Source organism: Kribbella sp. NPDC051586, from assembly GCF_044453965.1.
GTDB lineage: Bacteria > Actinomycetota > Actinomycetes > Propionibacteriales > Kribbellaceae > Kribbella.
Map to the genome: position 1 here is coordinate 1427173 of NZ_JBITDF010000003.1, position 16232 is coordinate 1443404.

Genomic DNA, 16232 nt, shown 5'->3' on the forward strand with positions numbered 1-16232 from the left:
GTGGTCCTCTCAGTGTTCAGGGGATTGCTCCGGTGCTGATCTGGTGCCACGGACTCGGATAGTCCTTGACACCGTAGATGTCCGAGCCGAACCGGTCGAACGTGTTGCCGACCGCCCCGAGCACCACCGCTTCGCGCCCCAGAGCAGAGGCGACGAACGGAGGACGCTCGGGGAAAATCAGTTCCTTCTCGACGGCCGCCACCAGCGGCCGCAGCAGTACGCCGCTGTCCTGCGCGAGCCCGCCCCGGACGACGACGACCTCGGGGTCGACGGTCAGCAACACCGTCGCGATCCGCGCGGCGATCTGCGCGCAGAAGTCGTCGATCTCCGCGCGAGCGGACGCATCGCCGTCGGCTGCCGCCGTCAGCACTTCCTCGCCGGTCGGGTGCGAGGCCCAGATCAGCTGTCCGCGTTGCGCGTTCCGCGTCCAGCGCATGCCCCGCTGTGCGCCGAGCTCCCCGGCGAGGCGATGGCGTCCTTGCCGGATCACTCCGTTCAGGACGATCGACACGGACAGGCGCTGACCGATCTGGAGGTAGACGACATCGGAGTACCCGCGGCCGGCGCCGACACGCTGCTCGGCGAGCGCGGCCAGCTTGATGTCGTTGTCAACGGCAACAGGTTTGCCCAGGTCCTGCGCGACGAGGTCCGCGATCTGCACGCCGACCAGGTCGGGCAGCGCGAGGCTGGCCCGCAGGTAGCCGTTGGGCTCGATCACGCCGGGCAGCGCGACGCCGACCGCGCGGAGGCGCTCGAGGTCGATCGAGCACTTGCCGGCCGCGGTGTGGACGGCACGCTGGATGAGGTCCGGCGTCGGCTCCTGCCTGAGCTCGGCGTACGCGACACGGCGCCCGGACAGGTCGCAGATGATGGCGCGCGCCCCGCGCGGGCCGAGGTCGACACCGGCGACGAGACCGGCCTCCCGGGCGAACCGGAAGGCACGCGCGGGGCGACCCGGTCCGGCCGTCGACGGTTCGGTGGCTACGACGAGGCCGGCCTCGACGAGATCGTCGAGCACCGCGTGCACAGTCGGCCGCGAGAGTCCGGTCCCGGTGCTGATGACACCTACCGTCTGGGCGTCGTCGGTGTCGGCCAGGAAACGCAGGCAGGCGACCTGGTTCGCGCCTCGCACAGTGTCCATCGGCCCCAACCTGTTATGCAACCGGCTTTAATAAAGACGGTATCAGAATTCCTGAACGGGTAGCAACGGATCCGGATCACCGGTTCAGGACCGTGCGTTCGACGACCGTCCAGGTGGTCGTGGTGAGCAGGTAGAGCCCGGCTGCGAGTGGTACGAACGCGGCTGTCAGCAAAGTGCCGTACGGCAGGACCTGCGCGAGACGCCGGGACAATGTCGTCGCGGACGCATCCAGCTGGCGCACCTGGAACCGCGCCGAGAACCACGCGACGACAGCCAGCAGTACGGCTACGACGACGAACGCCGGCGTACCCGTCAAGATCGGCCAGTGCACGCCGAGCGGGGCGCCGAGGAGGCTGCCGCTGATCAGTTGGTTCGACTCCCCCGCGACGACTGCGCGGGAGAACAGCGTGTACATCAGCCAGAAGAACGGCAGCTGGGCGAGCGTCGGCAGGAAGCCCGCGAACATCGTCGTACCGGACTCGGACTGAAGCTTCGCCACCTCACGTTGCAGGCGTTCGGGGTTGCCGCGGTGGCGTTCGGTCAACTGCTTCAGCTGAGGCATCAGCGCTGCGCGAGCCTTGAGCCCGCGTTGGGCGCGCACGCTGAGCGGGACGAGACACAGCCGTACGACGAGGGTGCACAGGACGATCGCGACGACCGCGGCGTACGGGCCGGTCAGCGGTTCGAGGGCGGCGACGAGGGACGTGAGCAAGTGATAGGCACCGGCGACCGGTGCCTCCAGGAAGGAAGGCACAGCAAGGCTCCACGAGTGAGAAGGAACAGGCAGCGAGGAAGAGCGCTACTGTCCCGGTGCTCGTGGACGTGCGCGACCGGCAGCATCCGGGTCGCACAAGCGGAGGAAGACGGTCTCGGCGGTGCGGCGACGGACCGAGGTGGCCCGCGCGAGCATCGGCGCGGCGGCGTGCAGGGACGAGCGGGACGCCTGCGCGACGACTGCCAACGCCAACAGCAAGGCCGCCGCCGTAAGAACGGCAGCGGCCAACGAGGCTGTGGAGAACGCAGGGATCACCAGTGCGAGTGCACCGGCGATCCACTGCGTCATGACATCAGTCCAAGTAGTCCCGGAGGACCTGCGAGCGCGACGGGTGACGCAGCTTCGACATGGTCTTGGACTCGATCTGGCGGATCCGCTCGCGGGTCACGCCGTACACCTTGCCGATCTCGTCGAGCGTCTTCGGCTGACCGTCGGTGAGGCCGAACCGCATCGAGACCACACCGGCCTCGCGCTCGGACAGCGTGTCGAGGACGGCGTGCAGCTGCTCCTGGAGCAGCGTGAACGAGACCGCCTCGGCCGGCACGATCGCCTCGGAGTCCTCGATCAGGTCGCCGAACTCGGAGTCGCCGTCCTCACCGAGCGGAGTGTGCAGGGAGATCGGCTCGCGACCGTACTTCTGCACCTCGATGACCTTCTCCGGGGTCATGTCGAGCTCCTTGGCGAGCTCCTCCGGAGTGGGCTCCCGGCCGAGGTCCTGCAGCATCTGCCGCTGGACACGGGCCAGCTTGTTGATGACCTCGACCATGTGCACCGGAATACGGATCGTCCGGGCCTGGTCGGCCATCGCGCGGGTGATCGCCTGCCGGATCCACCAGGTGGCATACGTCGAGAACTTGTAGCCCTTGGTGTAGTCGAACTTCTCCACCGCGCGGATCAGACCCAGGTTGCCCTCCTGGATCAGGTCCAGGAACAGCATGCCGCGGCCGGTGTAGCGCTTGGCCAGCGACACCACCAGGCGCAGGTTGGCCTCGAGCAGGTGGTTCTTGGCGCGGCGGCCGTCCTCGGAGATCCACTCGTACTCGTCGCGGACCTTCTCCTTGAGCTTGGCGGCCTCGTCGGCGGTCTGCTCCTCGGCGAACAGGCCGGCCTCGATCCGCTTCGCGAGCTCGACCTCCTGCTCGGCGTTCAGCAGCGGGACCTTGCCGATCTGCTTCAGGTAGTCCTTGACCGGGTCCGCGGTGGCGCCGGCCACCATCACCTGCTGCTCGGGCTCGTCGGTCTCGTCGGCCTCGGAGACGATGAAGCCCTGGTCCTCGGTGAGCTCCTTCTCCAGCCCCTTGACGGCGTCCGGCTGGAAGTCGGACTCGTCAACCTCATCGAGCGCGCGCGGCTTGCCGGTCTTCGGGTCGATCGCCAGACCCGCCTCGGACACTGCCTTCTTCGCCGGAGCCTTCTTGGCAGCGGCCTTCTTCGCGGGGATACCGTCCTCCTTGGTGCCGGCGGTCTTCACCGCCGCCTTCTTCGCGGCCGCCTTCTTGGCAGCGGGGTCGGTCACTCGGGCGCTGGTCCTCGGAGCCGTGCTGCGGGCGGTGGCGGCCACGGCCCGGGCCGGCTCGGCGGGAAGATTCTCGGACGAGCTGGACGACACGAATTACCTCTCGTCTGACGCAGGGTTTGTACGGCGGTACGACGTTGTGTTGCTGAGCTTTTGGGTACTGCGGTGTGCGGCTGCTCGCTGGTCAGGCGGCGGCAACAGTCCATTGTAATCCGCGAACCAAGGCCACGCGTCGCACGACCCCCCGGAACGGTGCCCTCAGGCCCCTGCCGGGCGGGCATTCCCGCGCCGGCAAGGGCCTGATCTGCTCGGTACTCGAAGGGTACGTCGTCGCTGGTCCTTCTGCTCAACCGTTATGCGTCTGTGTTCACCCGTTGCGTGTCTGCCGCAGCGGACGGGCCACCACCCGCTGCCGGACCACCTGCTGCTCCTGCTTGAACTGTCGCACCCGCACCAGCGATGCCACGTCGATCACGTCCGCGACGGACTTGAACGCGCCGTCCTCGCCGTACGGCTCGGACGCCTCGCGCCACCCGCGCGGGCGGACCTTGAGTTGCTTGCCGAGCAGCGCGACGAAGATCTTCGCCTTCTGCGCGCCGAAGCCCGGCAGGGCCGACAGCCTGGCCAGCAGGTCGTCCCCGGACTTCACATCGGACCAGAGCGCCGAAGCGTTACCGCCGTACTGCTCGTCCAGGTGTTTGGCCAGGGTCTGGATCCGCGCCGCCATCGCGGTCGGGAACCGGTGCACGGCCGGCGGACCGGCCACCACCTCGACGAAGGCGTCCGGGTCGTAGTGCGCGACCGTGGCCGGGTCGAACGGACCCAGCATCCGCTTCGAGATCGCGACCGGGCCCGCGAACGCGCGCTCCATCGGGATCTGCTGGTCCAGCAACATGCCGACCAGCAAGGCGAACGGATCTCTGCTCAGCATCTCGTCGGCGTCGGGCTGCTGTGCGAGGCACAATTTTCTGCTGCGTGTCGAAGTCACCTCAGTCCTCCTCCCCATCAGACAACTCAGGCTCGGCCTTGACAGCGAGCACCGGGCACGGCGCGTCGAGCAGCACCCGCTGCGCGTTGCTGCCGAGGATGAGCTTCCCGACCGGTGACCGGCGCCGCAGCCCGATGACGATGAACTCCGCATGCACCTGCTCGGCGACGGCCACCAGGTCCTCCGCCGGGTCCAGGCCACGCACCAGTTGCCGCACCTCGTAGGGCACGCCGGTGGAGTCGAGCTGCTCCCGTACTTCCGTCAATGCGGCATCACTCGCCGCAGCCTCGTCGGTGTCGAAGCTGCGTCCGCCCCGGTGCGAGTTCACCACCACGAGCTTGGCGTCCCGTAGCGTCGCTTCCTCCGCTGCTCGCCGAAGAGCCGCACGGCCTTCCGCCTTCGGCACATAACCCACGACGATGGTCGTCATCGCCCTGCCTCACCTCCGGGTGTGTGTCGACCCGTCTCGAACGATACTGCTCCCGACCGCAGTCGGCATCCGCTGCATTTGCACCTGTTGTGTCGCGGCGGTGACAGAGGGCTGCCGGTGCCCGAGTACTACCCGCGGCGGGCCCGCCTAACCTTCCGGTGGCCACACCTTTGCAGGGCTGTCACCCAACGCGCCACCCCTGTAGTCCGGGTCGTTATCGAACTCGTCCAAGAACCTGCCCATCCCGTTGCCCTGGGCAAGATCGAACGGGTTCCGTCAGAAGGACCGGGGTTCCGCCAATCCCTGTCCTACGTTGTCCTGTGTCCGTCGGGCATTCGAACCGGTTCAGTCCACCGGCCACTCGTGGACCGGCGTGTTCTCATGCATGTGGTCGCGGTACCGGCGGAGCATGCCGCGCAACGCGTCCTTGCGACCGTGCGAGCCCTTTGTATACAGGCGGTGGAACTCGTCGGCCTGCCAGGACGCGCCGTTGCGCCCGGTGAGGCAGCGCTGCTCGATGATCCCGAGCAGCCGGTCCCGCACCGCCACGTCGACGCCCCACGCGTCCAGACCGCGAACCGCCAACGGCAGAAGGCGTCTGAGCACGAGCTCGGTCGCGCGGGCGGTGCCGACGCCCGGCCAGAACACCTCAGCGTCGATCCCGTTGCGGGCGGCGTTGTGGAAGTTCTCCTCGGCGGCGCTGAACGACATCTGCGACCAGATCGGCCGTTCGTCGTCGGCCAGCGCGCGGACCAGACCGAAGTAGAACGCGCCGTTCGCGATCGTGTCGACGACGGTCGGGCCGGCCGGCAGGACGCGATTCTCGACGCGCAGATGCGGCTTCTCCCGGACAACGTCGTACACCGGCCGGTTCCAGCGATAGATCGTCCCGTTGTGCAGCCGCAACTCCGAAAGCGCGGGCGTGTCGCCGCGGTCGAGAACTTCGATCGGATCCTCGTCCGACGTCACCGGCAGTAGGGCCGGGTAGTAGCGCGAGTTCTCCTCGAAGAGGTCGAAGATCGAGGTGATCCATCGTTCACCGAACCACACCCGCGGCCGCACGCCCTGCGTCTTCAGTTCGTGCGTCCGCGTGTCGGCGGCCTGCTCGAACAACGCGATCCGGGTCTCGCGCAGCAACTCCTTGCCGAACAGGAACGGCGAGTTCGCGCCGACGGCGAGCTGGACGCCGGAGATCGCCTGCGCCGCGTTCCAGTACCGCGGGAAGGCCTCCGGCGTCACCTGCAGGTGGAACTGCGTCGACGTGCACGCGGCCTCCGGAACGATGCTGTCGGCGGTCACCTGCAGGCGCTCGAAGCCGTCGATCGAGATCTGCACGTCCTCGCCGCGGGCCGCGAAGATCTGGTCGTTGAGCAACGCGTACCGCGGGTTGGTGCTGAGCGCGTCGCGCCGGATGTGCTCGGTCAGCAGCGTCGGGAGGATGCCGACGACCACCATCGACGAGCCGGTCCGGGCCGCCTTGTCCTCGGCCGCGTTGAGGCTGTCGCGGATGCTCGCCTCCATCGTGTCCAGCCCGAGTCCGTCGATCTGCCCGGGCGGGACGTTGATCTCGATGTTGAACTGGCCGAGCTCGGTCTGGAACGCGTCGTCCTCGATCGCGCTCAGCACCTCGGTGTTCTTGAACGCCGGGTCGCACTTCTCGTCGACCAGGTTCAGCTCGATCTCGATCCCGGTCATCGGCCGGTCGGGCGCGAACCGGGCCTCGCGCAGCATCCGCGCGAAGGCGTCCAGATTGCGATGGACCTGACCCCGGAACGCGGTCCGGTCCGCCCGGGTGAACTCGACCCGGTCGACTTCCTCACCCATCAGCGCCTCCCCTGTGGCTCCCCAGCTACGGCCCTCGAGGACCTGGCCTCAGTGTGCCTGAAGGTGCCCATCCGTGTACGGCGCAATCGCGTGGTGGATTCAGACCGGGTAGACGATGAAATGGTCCCGGTCGATCCGCATCGGCTCCTCCCCCGCCCCGGCGACCACCTCGGCCAGCTCGGTCAGCACCTCGGGACGCAGCGGCAACTCGTGCTCGTCCGGGTGCTTGGCCTCGCCCATCTCATAGTCCTGCCCTGGCTTGTTCGTCAGCTCGATGTGCGCGCCCAGGACCCACTCGACCGGATTGCCGTCAGCAACAAACTCCGCCAGCCGCGCGACGCTCGCCCGGAAGGCCGGCCAGTCGAAGACGTAGAGCCGGCCCGGGTACAGCGAATCGCCGCTGAACAGCAGCCGCGTGTTCCGGTCGTACGTCGCGATGTGCGAGGCGTGGTGCCCCGGGATCGCGACGATGTCGAGCACCCGCCCGCCCAGGTCGAACTGCACCACGCCGTCCGGCCAGTCGCCGAAACCGAAGTACTGCGCGACGTCCTCCGCGGACCTGCCGACGACCTGGTCGAACTCGCCGTCGCCGCCGACGTGGTCGCCGTGGCTGTGGGTGTGCGCTACGACCAGCTCCCGATCCCCCGCGAGCTCCTCGATCAACGGGCGCAGCGGCACGTGCCCGGTGCCGGTGTCCAGCAGGAGGGCACGCTCGTCGCCGAGCAGGAGGTACAGGAACGGGCCCTCGAAGTTGGTGTGGAGCGCCTGGCGGATGATCGCCGTACGGTCGTCGTACCAGTGGACCTGATGTGCGGGCGTGGACGGATCGGTGCCGTCGTCCCAGCGGTCGGGGAACGTCATCCCACAATTGTCGGTGCGGGAAGGGACACTGGACAGGTGCGTGGGGATCCTTCGGTGCTGCATGTCGATCTGGACGCGTTCTTCGCGGCCGTCGAGCAGCGGGACAAGCCGTCGCTGCGGGGCAAACCCGTCGTCGTCGGCGGTATCGGCGTCCGCGGAGTCGTGTCCACTGCGTCGTACGAGGCCCGCAAATACGGCGTGCGGTCGGCGATGTCGACCGCGGAAGCGCGATCGCGTTGCCCGCACGCGGCGTACCTGGGTCCCCGCTTCGAGGTGTACCGGCAGAGCAGTCGGGCGGTGATGGCCGAGATGCGTGCGCTGTCGCCGCTGGTGGAGCCGTTGTCGCTGGACGAGGCGTTCATCGACCTGGCGGCGAGCGGCCTGAGCGGACTGACGGTCGACGACGTCGAGGCGATCGCGCAGGACCTGAAGGACGCGATCCGGAAGGTGAGCGGCGGCCTGACCGCGTCGGTCGGCGCCGGCACGTCGAAGTTGATCGCGAAGATCGCCAGCGATCTCGACAAGCCGGACGGCGTGGTCGTCGTACCGGCCGGCACAGAGGCGGAGTTCCTGGCGCCCATGCAGGTGACCGTCATCCCCGGTGTGGGGCCGGCGACCGCGCAGCGACTGAGCATGGCCGGCGTCCGGACCGTCGGCGATCTGCAGCAGCTCGACGAGGACGAGCTGATCCGGCAGGTCGGATCGGCGCACGGCTCGAGCCTCCACCGGCTCGCCGTCGCGGCCGACGACCGGCCGGTGGTGAGCGACCGCGAGACCAAGTCGGTCAGCGTCGAGGACACGTTCGAGACCGACATCATCGACCGGGCGCTGCTGGCTGCGATCGGCGACAGGATGGCCCACCGCGTCTCCGAGCGGCTGCAGAAGGCGCAGCTGTCCGGCCGGACCGTCACGGTGAAGACCCGGATGCACGACTTCACCACGCACACCCGGTCCTCGACGCTCGCCGGTCCGACCGACGACGCCCGGGTGATCGCGCGCGTCGCGCGCCGGCTGCTCGAGGAGAGCGAGATCGGCGGCGGCATCCGGTTGCTCGGCGTAGGCGTCTCGTCACTGGCCGACTGGATCCAGGACGACCTCTTCACCGACGACGAGCACGCCGAGACCCCGGTCGTGGTGGTCGAGCTGCCGGCCCGGCGACGTGACCAGCTCGGCTTCCACCCGGGCCAGGACGTCGCCCATCCCGACTACGGTCGCGGCTGGGTCTGGGGCTCCGGCCGGGGCCGTGTCACGGTCCGTTTCGAGACCGCGGAGACCCCGCCGGGCCCGGTCCGCACCTTCGCCGTCGACGACCCGGCGCTGACAAAAGTGCAGATCAGCGCGGCGGATGCAGACGACGAACCCGAAACTGACCACAATGTCTCAGATGAATGAGGAACGGCGGGGGGTCTACCCGTTCTGTGCGCCGTGTACGGCGGCGTCGGAGGTCTGGCGGGCGACCGAGACGGCCGGCCCGATGGGGAGCAGGTTCTACGGGCACCGCGACGTGTGCGAGAACTGCGGATCGTCGGTGCGGACGCTGTACAACACCGTGCTCTGGCTTCCGGTGTCGAAGGTCGGCCAGTACCGGATCATCCCGACCGGCGGACGCACGTACGTCGGACGGAAGGTCGCCACGCTCCCGGTGCAAACCGTCGTACGGCGGGAGCCGGTGTCGGCGCTCGCCAATCACCCGGAGCTGAACAGCGACCCGGCGTACAAGCAGGCCGAGGCGTACTGGGACGAGCACGAGCCGGGGCAGGCGTTGCCGTTCTACCAGTCCGCGCTGACCGAGCGGGAGAAGGTGCTGGCGGCCGACGACCCCGCCACCTTGCGCGTCCGTCTGCGGGTCGCCCAGGGGATGCTGGCGACCGCGAACTACGGGCGGGCGATCGCCTGGTTCGAGCTGCTCACGCCGCAGTTGACGGAGGTGTTCGGGCCGCATCACGAGTTGACCCGCGCGGCGACCGAAGCCACCACCGGCGCCCGGCTGATGGTCGGCGGGCCACGGTCGGAGGCTCAGCTGCTCGCGGACATCGTTGCCGCCGACGAGAAGCTCGCAGCCGAGGATCCGCAGTTGCTGCGCGATCGGGCCGCGTTGGGACGGGCGTTGCTCGCGTGCGGCGACATCTCGGACGCGCTCGAAGCGCTCACCCAAGTGGTGCGCGACGCGACCCCCGGGCATCCGGATACGTCGGTCTATCGCTCAGCGCTGGCGGAGGCGTGCGAGATCGCTCGAGGACGCGGGAAGAAGCGCGAGCTGCAACTCGCCGAGACTGCGCGCCAGGTGCTCACCGGCGAAGGCGCACCGACAAGCATGTGACGCAGCCTTCCAGCTTCTCGAACTCACTGATGTCCACGACGACCGGTACATAGCCCAGCTCGGCGAACAGCTTCGCGGACTTCGGCGCCGACTCGGCCATCAGCAGCCTGTCCTCGCCCAGCAGTACGACGTGCGCGCCCGCCTCCTCGGGCACCGGCCGGAAACGCTCGAACGCGGCAGGGTCGTCGACGAGCGGCTCGTACCCGATCACCGTCCCGTCGGGCAGCGCCGTGACGGCCGACTTGAGGTGCAGCACCTTCCGGACCGGCACCGCGCGTACGTCGGCCCCGAGCGGCGCGAACGCCTCGCGCAGTTGCTCGATGCCCGCTGCGTTGGTCCGTCCGCCCTGTCCGACGTAGATCGTCGAGCCGATCTTCAGTACGTCGCCGCCGTCGAGCGTGCCGGGATCGGCGATGTGGCGGACCTCGTACCCCTGCGCCGCGACGGTCTCCTCGGCTGCCGCGGCCTCCGGGCGTCGCTCGTTCGCACCGGCGCGGGCGATCACCGCGAGGCCGCCGTACACGACCATCGTGTCCTCGACGAAGACGCTGTCCGGGCACTCCTCGATCGGCGGCACCTCCACCGTCGTCCAGCCGGCGCCGTGCAGCGTATCGACGTACTGCTGCCACTGCGCGAACGCAAGCTCGACCTCGACCGGCGTGCGTTCGATGTGGGTGACGAGGCCCTCGGCGAGGCGTGAGCTCGGGCGGCGGATCAGGGCTGTCGGCATGTCCGCAGGCTATCCGGGTACCAGGAGGCATCCGAGAGAGGAGACAAGGGATGCCGAAGATTCTTCCGGCGGCGGGTGGCGACGTGGTCGAGATCATCCTGGCCGACCACCGATGGTTCGAGGAGGCGCTGCGCGAACTGCGTGATGTCCAGAGTGACCGCGCGGCCGTGCTCGCAGACCTGGCCACCGTGCTGATCGCCCACGCCGAGGCCGAGGAGTCGAAGGTCTATCCCACGCTCCGGCGCAAGGACGCGATCGACGCCGACGAGGTCGAGCATTCCGAGCACGAGCACGACGAAGGCAACGAGGCGTTGCTCGAGCTGATGGAGGTCGACGACACCGGCAGCGAGGAGTTCAGCTCCAAGCTGCACGAGCTGTCCGAGGCCCTCTCCCATCACCTCGACGAGGAAGAACGCGACGTGCTCAACCCGGCCCGCACCGAGGTCTCCGAGCAGGTACGCCGCGACCTCGGCGACACGTTCGCCGAGGAACGGGCCCGGCTGATCGCCGCCGACTGCGGCGATATCGCGAACGTGCGCAAGATCGTCGAGGCTGTCAAAGACTGAGGACGAGCCCTTCGTCGGCGGCGATGACCTCGCCGTCGAACCCGGCCTCCGCCTCGCGCACCGAGACAGCGCGATCGGAGCCTGGCCAGAAGTGCGTCAGCACGAGCCGCCGGGCTCCGCGCGCACCTCGAGCCGCCTCGGCAGCCGTCATCAGGTAGGGGCTGACCGGCGCGCCTTGGTACGTCGCGTCCGAGATGAACACGTCGGCGCCCTCCGCCAGTCGCCGCAGTTCAGGGGACGGGCCGCTGTCGCCGGTGTACGCGACCGTCATCCCCGGCGCACTCAACCGGACACCGAGATTCGTCTTGAAGTGCGGCAGTTCCACGGTCACCACGTCGAACGGCCCGATCCGCGTTGTCGCCGCAAGATCGTGCACTGCGAAGACATCGGCTGGATCGGGGTTGGGTTCCAGTGCCCGCAGGACATCCAGGGTCTCGGGCGTGCAGTGCAGTGGAACGGGCGGCGCATCCGGAGCTTCGTAGTACCGCACCCGCGCCAGCCCACTCACGTCGACGCAGTGATCCGGATGCTGGTGTGTCACCACCACCGCGTCAACCTCACCCTGGGGGCAGTGCTCGAGCAGGCGGGGCAACGCGGCGTACCCGAGATCGAGCACCACCCGGAAGCCGTCGTACTCGACCAGGAAGCCGGCGCACGCCCGGCCCGCCTCGGGCCAGGCACCGCACGAACCCAGGACCGTCAGCGACCTCACCGGGTCGCGAACGGCTGGTTGGACGGCACGATCTCCTTGCCCAGCGGCAGCAGCGAGACCGGGATCAGCTTGAAGTTCGCCACGCCGAGCGGGATGCCGATGATCGTCAGGCACAGCGCGATCCCGGTGGTCAGGTGGCCGAGCGCCAGCCACCAGCCGGCGAAGACGATCCAGATGATGTTCCCGAGCAGCGCGCCCGCGCCGGCGCTCGGCTTGTCGACCACGGTCCGGCCGAAGGGCCAGAGCGTGTACCCGGCGATCCGGAAGGACGCGATGCCGAACGGGATGGTCACGATCAGCACGCAGCAGATGATGCCGGCCACCGCGTACCCGACAGCAAGCCAGAATCCGGCCAGCACCAGCCAGATCAGGTTGAGAAGCGTCTTCATGCTTCCAAGCCTGCCACCTCGCGGGTGTGTTCCCGTACCAGTTCGGCGACAAGTCCGGGATCGTTCCGGGGCAACCAGTGCCCGCCCCTGACGACCTTCACCGTCAGATTGGTCGCCCAGCGGCCGATGTCGGCCTGCAGCGGGGTGGTGACGAACGGGTCGGCGTCCGGAGACACGGCCAGGACGGGTACCTCGGTACGTCGCTGCGCCGGGCGGACGAGGCGCGGGACGACGTTGGCGCGGTACAGCCTCATGCCGTTCACATAGTCGTCGATCGACCTGTTGTCGTTCGTGGGCTGCGTCTCCAGGCGGTTGAACGCACGGTATGCCCAGCCTTTGCGCCAGGCGAGCTCGGGGAGCCACGGGAGGTGGAAATAGAAGATGTACCAGGAGTGGAGGAGCTGTCTCAGAGTGGCGCGGTTGCGCTGACGGATGAAGTACCCGGCGTGATCGAGTGACGGCCCTGAAATGGAGACGAACGAGGCAACGCGGGGCTGTGCGTCGGTGATGAAGTGCCACGACTGGATGGAGCCCCAGTCGTGGGCCAGGACGTGGACGGGGCGGTCTGGTGAGGCGTGGTCCAGGACGGCCTCGAAGTCTTCCTGGAGGCGGTCCAGGGCGTAGGCGGACGTCGGGCCCGGATGGTCGGATTGGCCGGCACCGCGGACGTCGTACGTGACGACGTGGAACTCGGTGGTGAGGCGTTCGGCGACCGGCCCCCAGAGGGACGCGTTGTCCGGGTAGCCGTGGACGCAGATCAGCGTCGGTGCACCGGGGTTGCCGTAGTCGTAGACGGCGATGCGAGTGCCGTCGCGGCTAGTAGTGGTCGACTTCGAGGGTGGCAAAGGTCATCCCCGCCTTCATCAGCCGCTCGCGGAGAGTGGGTCCCATGGCGGCGGCCGTCGTGGTCTGGCCGGCCGTCTCCGGCAGGTCGTCGAGCGCCAGGCACAGTGCGCTCTCCCCGAGCATCTTCGCCGTCTCGTCGTACCCGGGATCGCGACCCGCGACCTCGGTGATCACCTGCTTGCCGCCGCCGCGGCCGACGAACCGGACGTTGAACCAGGACCGCGCCCGACGCTCCGGGCTCGGCCCGTCGCCCGGCTGCAACCGGTTCAGCATCGCCTTCCGCACCGGCGGCAGCTGAGCGCCCGCGATCAGCAGACCGACCCCACCGATGCCGGCGGCAACCATCGGGAGATGCTCCATCGCCGCGTAGTGCGAGTAGCGGAAGTCGGGGCCGTAGCGATCGAGCAGCCGGGCAGAGTACCCGACGATCTGCGGATCGATCGTCGGCAGCGGCACCGCCCAGAACCCTTGCTGGCGGTGGATCCGGCCGGCCACCGCACGCGCTTTCCGTCCCTCCGGGCGTGGCTCGGCCTGTTTGCGCGCGCGGTGCGCTTCGAGATTCTGCCTCGGGCGGGAGAACGCGGTGATCGCGGTGTGGAAGGTGCCACCCGACGGCCGGCCACCCGCACGGAGCAGGCCGTCCACCTGGATCGGCACGCCCTCTGGCAGTTGCTCGACGGTGAACTGCACGCCGAGGTCGTACGGGATCGAGTCGAACCCGCAGGCGTGGATGATCCGCGCCCCGGTCTCCGTCGCGCGCTGGTGATGGCGCACGTACATCCGGTCGGTGAACTCGGGCTCGCCGGTGAGGTCGAGATAGCCGGTCCCTGCCTCGGCGCAGGCAGCCACGAGCGGTTCGCCGTACTGGACGTACGGCCCGACCGTTGTCGCGACGACCTTGGTCGACTCGGCCAGCGCGCGCAGTGAGCCGGGATCGGTCACGTCTGCGTGCAGCACGTCCTTGCCGAAGCGTTCCAGCTTGGCTTTGTTGCGTCCGGCAACGGCCCAGCGCAGGCCGTCCGGCGCGTTCTTCTCCAGGTACTCCGCGGTGAGCGCGCCGGTGAAGCCACTCGCGCCGAGCAGCACGACGTCGTACTCGCGGCTCACTTGTGCGCAGCCTTCTCCGAGTCGGCCAGGCCGCCCGCGCCGGTCGGCCGGGACGACGCCTCCGCGCCGCGCGCCTGGATGTCGGCGAGTGCGGCCGCGTCCGCCTTCGGGACGCTGAACCGCGAGCCGAACTCGATGAAGTGCGGGATCGCCCAGCGGACAACCTTCAGCGCGCCGATCCAGCCCGGCACATGAACGGTCCGCGAACGCTTCCTGATCCCGTCGACGAACTTGTCCACGGCGAACTCCAGCGGGTACGTCTTGCTCGCCAGCGGCATCCCGGTCCGCGCCCGGCCGAACACCGGGTGCTCGTCCGCTCCGCGCACCATGTCGGTGTCGACGAAGGTCATGTGCGCCACACCGACCCGTACGCCGAGGTGCCTGAGCTCCGGCCGCAGCGTGTCGCCCAAAGCCTCGACGCCGGCCTTCGACACGTTGTACGACGCGAGTCCGGGGATGTGCACGATCGCGGCGAGGGACGAGACCAGCAGCAGGTAGCCCTTGCTCTCGAGCAGATACGGCAGCGTGAGGTGGACCGTGCGCCAGACGCCGTACAGATCGACGTCGACCACGCGCTCCCAGGTCTTCGGATCCATGCTCCGGCTGAAGCCCGGCGCGGCGATACCGGCGTTCGCCATCACCACGTCGATGTGGCCGTAGCGCTCCGCGATGCCTTCGACCGCCGTACGCAGCGAGTCGGTGTCGGTCACGTCGGCCTCCCACCAGCCGGCGTCCGGGCCGCAGTCCTCGGCGACCTTCTTCAGCTCGTCCGGCTCCAGGCCGACCAGCGCGAGCTTCGCGCCGTCGCGGGCCAGCTTCCGGGCCACCGCGGCGCCGATCCCCCGCGAGGCGCCGGTGATGAGGACGACTTGACCGGCCAACGGACGCATCGCGAACCTCCAGCTTGTTGAGTGGATACTCAACAGTAAGTGCTTGTTGACCGATTACTCAATAGACTGGCGGTATGAGCCAGACCTCTTCCGCCGCACGCCTGCGGCCTGATGAGCGGCGGGCGCAGATTCTTGCGGCGGCGCGACGGGTGTTGCTGGCGGACCCGCACCGCGAGCTGACGGTCGAGTTGGTCGCCGCCGAGGCCGGCGTCTCCCCCGCGCTGCTGTTCCACTACTTCGGCTCGAAGAAGAAGTTCCAGTACGCCGTCATCGAGGAAGCCGCCGCGGAGGTCATGCTGCGGACCGCCCCGGACCCGTCGCTGCCCCCCGACGAGCGGCTCCGGTCCGGCATCCGCGCCTTCGTCCGCGCCGTACTCGAAGCCCCGCAGCTCTACCGGGCGACGCTGCTGATGTCGGCCGCCGGCGATCCGGAGATCCGTACGCTGCACTCCGATCTGCGCCGCGTTTTCAGTCAATGGGTGATCAGCGCGGTCGCTGAGCGTGGCATCGAGATCACCCCCGTCGTCGAGCTCGCCTGCCACGGCTGGCAGGGTTACGTCGAACAGACCCTCCTGGTATGGATCGACGACCCGACCGTCTCGCCGGAATCCCTCGAACACCTCTGCGAGCAGTCCCTGGACGCGATCCTCACGACAACGTCCGAGTGAGCTGATGAACAAGTTCTTCCTGACGATCCACATCCTCGCCGCGATCCTGTGCGTCGGTCCGGTCACCGTGGCGACCAGCATGTTCCCGTCGATCGCGAAGCGCACGCTGACGGCCGAGACCCCGGACGCGGGCGGGCTGCGGGTGCTGCACCGCATCACCAACGTCTACGCCTGGGCCGGCCTGGCCGTGCCGCTGTTCGGATTCGCCCTCGCGGGCAGCATGCACGTGATGGGCGAGGCCTGGCTGATCGTCTCGATCGTGCTGACGCTGGTCGCGGCCGTGGTCCTCGCGTTCCTCGTCGTCCCGGCGCAGGCCGGCGTCTTGGCGGTCGCGGGCGGAACAGCCGAGGAGCGCAGCAGCGTGCTGTCGAAGGCGAAGCTGCTCTCGATGACGTCCGGGATCTTCGCGCTGCTCTGGCTCGTCGTGCTGGTGCTGATGGTCGTCAAGCCGGGGCACCACAGAGGGTAA

At 68.8% G+C, this 16232-nt stretch carries 19 protein-coding genes; 5 read left to right on the top strand and 14 right to left on the bottom strand.

Going from position 1 to position 16232, the window contains the following annotated elements:
* Positions 1 to 16: 16 nt before the first annotated feature.
* From ACIA58_RS25470 to ACIA58_RS25505, 8 genes are all read right to left on the bottom strand, one after another.
* Positions 17 to 1141, bottom strand: a complete 1125-nt coding sequence (locus tag ACIA58_RS25470; protein WP_396406260.1) for an ROK family protein — start codon at positions 1139 to 1141, stop codon at positions 17 to 19.
* 76 nt (positions 1142 to 1217) lie between these two features.
* Positions 1218 to 1895 carry a YidC/Oxa1 family membrane protein insertase gene (locus ACIA58_RS25475; protein WP_396406261.1) on the bottom strand — a complete coding sequence of 226 codons (678 nt, stop codon included), beginning with the start codon at positions 1893 to 1895 and terminating at the stop codon, positions 1218 to 1220.
* Positions 1896 to 1940: 45 nt separating this feature from the next.
* A complete protein-coding gene (locus ACIA58_RS25480; RefSeq protein WP_396406262.1) occupies positions 1941 to 2204 on the bottom strand; it encodes a DUF6412 domain-containing protein in 264 nt (87 codons plus the stop codon).
* A 4-nt stretch (positions 2205 to 2208) separates the two neighbouring features.
* On the bottom strand, positions 2209 to 3525 hold the full coding sequence (locus tag ACIA58_RS25485; RefSeq protein WP_396406263.1) for an RNA polymerase sigma factor: 1317 nt from the start codon (positions 3523 to 3525) through the stop codon (positions 2209 to 2211).
* Between the two features lie 274 nt (positions 3526 to 3799).
* Positions 3800 to 4420 carry an HhH-GPD-type base excision DNA repair protein gene (locus ACIA58_RS25490; protein WP_350856673.1) on the bottom strand — a complete coding sequence of 207 codons (621 nt, stop codon included), beginning with the start codon at positions 4418 to 4420 and terminating at the stop codon, positions 3800 to 3802.
* A gap of 1 nt (position 4421) precedes the next feature.
* Entirely contained in the window at positions 4422 to 4850 is a 429-nt protein-coding gene (locus tag ACIA58_RS25495) for a universal stress protein (protein WP_396406264.1), read from the bottom strand.
* Between the two features lie 345 nt (positions 4851 to 5195).
* The gene (locus ACIA58_RS25500) at positions 5196 to 6674 is read right to left on the bottom strand and encodes a glutamate--cysteine ligase (protein WP_396406265.1); all 1479 of its coding nucleotides are present in this window, start codon (positions 6672 to 6674) and stop codon (positions 5196 to 5198) included.
* Positions 6675 to 6773: 99 nt separating this feature from the next.
* Positions 6774 to 7535: an MBL fold metallo-hydrolase gene (locus tag ACIA58_RS25505; protein WP_396406266.1), complete on the bottom strand. Its 762-nt coding sequence runs from the start codon at positions 7533 to 7535 to the stop codon at positions 6774 to 6776.
* Positions 7536 to 7571: 36 nt separating this feature from the next.
* Between ACIA58_RS25505 and ACIA58_RS25510 the strand changes: the two genes are divergently transcribed.
* Positions 7572 to 8927 carry a DNA polymerase IV gene (locus ACIA58_RS25510; protein WP_396406267.1) on the top strand — a complete coding sequence of 452 codons (1356 nt, stop codon included), beginning with the start codon at positions 7572 to 7574 and terminating at the stop codon, positions 8925 to 8927.
* Positions 8920 to 9855 carry a hypothetical protein gene (locus ACIA58_RS25515; protein ID WP_396406268.1) on the top strand — a complete coding sequence of 312 codons (936 nt, stop codon included), beginning with the start codon at positions 8920 to 8922 and terminating at the stop codon, positions 9853 to 9855. Before ACIA58_RS25510 ends, ACIA58_RS25515 begins: the two co-directional genes overlap by 8 nt.
* Here ACIA58_RS25515 and ddaH read toward each other — a convergent pair.
* Entirely contained in the window at positions 9824 to 10585 is a 762-nt protein-coding gene (gene ddaH, locus ACIA58_RS25520; protein WP_396406269.1) for a dimethylargininase, read from the bottom strand. The two genes, ACIA58_RS25515 and ddaH, sit on opposite strands and share 32 nt — an antisense overlap.
* Before the next feature lie 50 nt (positions 10586 to 10635).
* Between ddaH and ACIA58_RS25525 the strand changes: the two genes are divergently transcribed.
* Positions 10636 to 11151, top strand: a complete 516-nt coding sequence (locus ACIA58_RS25525) for a hemerythrin domain-containing protein (RefSeq protein WP_396406270.1) — start codon at positions 10636 to 10638, stop codon at positions 11149 to 11151.
* Here ACIA58_RS25525 and ACIA58_RS25530 read toward each other — a convergent pair.
* The 5 genes from ACIA58_RS25530 to ACIA58_RS25550 are packed head-to-tail and all read right to left on the bottom strand — an operon-like array spanning position 11141 to position 15095.
* Positions 11141 to 11863 carry an MBL fold metallo-hydrolase gene (locus ACIA58_RS25530; RefSeq protein WP_396406271.1) on the bottom strand — a complete coding sequence of 241 codons (723 nt, stop codon included), beginning with the start codon at positions 11861 to 11863 and terminating at the stop codon, positions 11141 to 11143. The two genes, ACIA58_RS25525 and ACIA58_RS25530, sit on opposite strands and share 11 nt — an antisense overlap.
* Positions 11860 to 12252 carry a YccF domain-containing protein gene (locus ACIA58_RS25535; protein ID WP_396406272.1) on the bottom strand — a complete coding sequence of 131 codons (393 nt, stop codon included), beginning with the start codon at positions 12250 to 12252 and terminating at the stop codon, positions 11860 to 11862. The genes ACIA58_RS25530 and ACIA58_RS25535 overlap by 4 nt, the downstream gene beginning before the upstream one ends.
* Positions 12249 to 13097 carry an alpha/beta fold hydrolase gene (locus ACIA58_RS25540; protein ID WP_396406273.1) on the bottom strand — a complete coding sequence of 283 codons (849 nt, stop codon included), beginning with the start codon at positions 13095 to 13097 and terminating at the stop codon, positions 12249 to 12251. Before ACIA58_RS25540 ends, ACIA58_RS25535 begins: the two co-directional genes overlap by 4 nt.
* Complete coding sequence (locus tag ACIA58_RS25545) at positions 13069 to 14205, bottom strand: saccharopine dehydrogenase family protein (RefSeq protein WP_396406274.1); 1137 nt, start codon at positions 14203 to 14205, stop codon at positions 13069 to 13071. The genes ACIA58_RS25540 and ACIA58_RS25545 overlap by 29 nt, the downstream gene beginning before the upstream one ends.
* The gene (locus ACIA58_RS25550) at positions 14202 to 15095 is read right to left on the bottom strand and encodes an SDR family oxidoreductase (RefSeq protein WP_396406275.1); all 894 of its coding nucleotides are present in this window, start codon (positions 15093 to 15095) and stop codon (positions 14202 to 14204) included. Before ACIA58_RS25550 ends, ACIA58_RS25545 begins: the two co-directional genes overlap by 4 nt.
* 74 nt (positions 15096 to 15169) lie before the next feature.
* On the opposite strand from ACIA58_RS25550, the gene ACIA58_RS25555 reads away from it, so the two are divergent.
* A complete protein-coding gene (locus ACIA58_RS25555) occupies positions 15170 to 15763 on the top strand; it encodes a TetR/AcrR family transcriptional regulator (protein WP_396406276.1) in 594 nt (197 codons plus the stop codon).
* 4 nt (positions 15764 to 15767) lie between these two features.
* Positions 15768 to 16232: a DUF2269 family protein gene (locus ACIA58_RS25560; RefSeq protein WP_396406277.1), complete on the top strand. Its 465-nt coding sequence runs from the start codon at positions 15768 to 15770 to the stop codon at positions 16230 to 16232.

Excerpts from the sequence above, each read along its gene's own strand:
- ACIA58_RS25470 (WP_396406260.1), bottom strand. The coding sequence starts at position 1,141 with ATGGACACTGTGCGAGGCGCGAACCAGGTCGCCTGCCTGCGTTTCCTG.
- ACIA58_RS25480 (WP_396406262.1), bottom strand. The coding sequence starts at position 2,204 with ATGACGCAGTGGATCGCCGGTGCACTCGCACTGGTGATCCCTGCGTTC.
- ACIA58_RS25495 (WP_396406264.1), bottom strand. The coding sequence starts at position 4,850 with ATGACGACCATCGTCGTGGGTTATGTGCCGAAGGCGGAAGGCCGTGCG.
- ACIA58_RS25500 (WP_396406265.1), bottom strand. The coding sequence starts at position 6,674 with ATGGGTGAGGAAGTCGACCGGGTCGAGTTCACCCGGGCGGACCGGACC.
- ACIA58_RS25505 (WP_396406266.1), bottom strand. The coding sequence starts at position 7,535 with ATGACGTTCCCCGACCGCTGGGACGACGGCACCGATCCGTCCACGCCC.
- ACIA58_RS25515 (WP_396406268.1), top strand. The coding sequence starts at position 8,920 with ATGAATGAGGAACGGCGGGGGGTCTACCCGTTCTGTGCGCCGTGTACG.
- ddaH (WP_396406269.1), bottom strand. The coding sequence starts at position 10,585 with ATGCCGACAGCCCTGATCCGCCGCCCGAGCTCACGCCTCGCCGAGGGC.
- ACIA58_RS25525 (WP_396406270.1), top strand. The coding sequence starts at position 10,636 with ATGCCGAAGATTCTTCCGGCGGCGGGTGGCGACGTGGTCGAGATCATC.
- ACIA58_RS25535 (WP_396406272.1), bottom strand. The coding sequence starts at position 12,252 with ATGAAGACGCTTCTCAACCTGATCTGGCTGGTGCTGGCCGGATTCTGG.
- ACIA58_RS25550 (WP_396406275.1), bottom strand. The coding sequence starts at position 15,095 with ATGCGTCCGTTGGCCGGTCAAGTCGTCCTCATCACCGGCGCCTCGCGG.
- ACIA58_RS25555 (WP_396406276.1), top strand. The coding sequence starts at position 15,170 with ATGAGCCAGACCTCTTCCGCCGCACGCCTGCGGCCTGATGAGCGGCGG.
- ACIA58_RS25560 (WP_396406277.1), top strand. The coding sequence starts at position 15,768 with ATGAACAAGTTCTTCCTGACGATCCACATCCTCGCCGCGATCCTGTGC.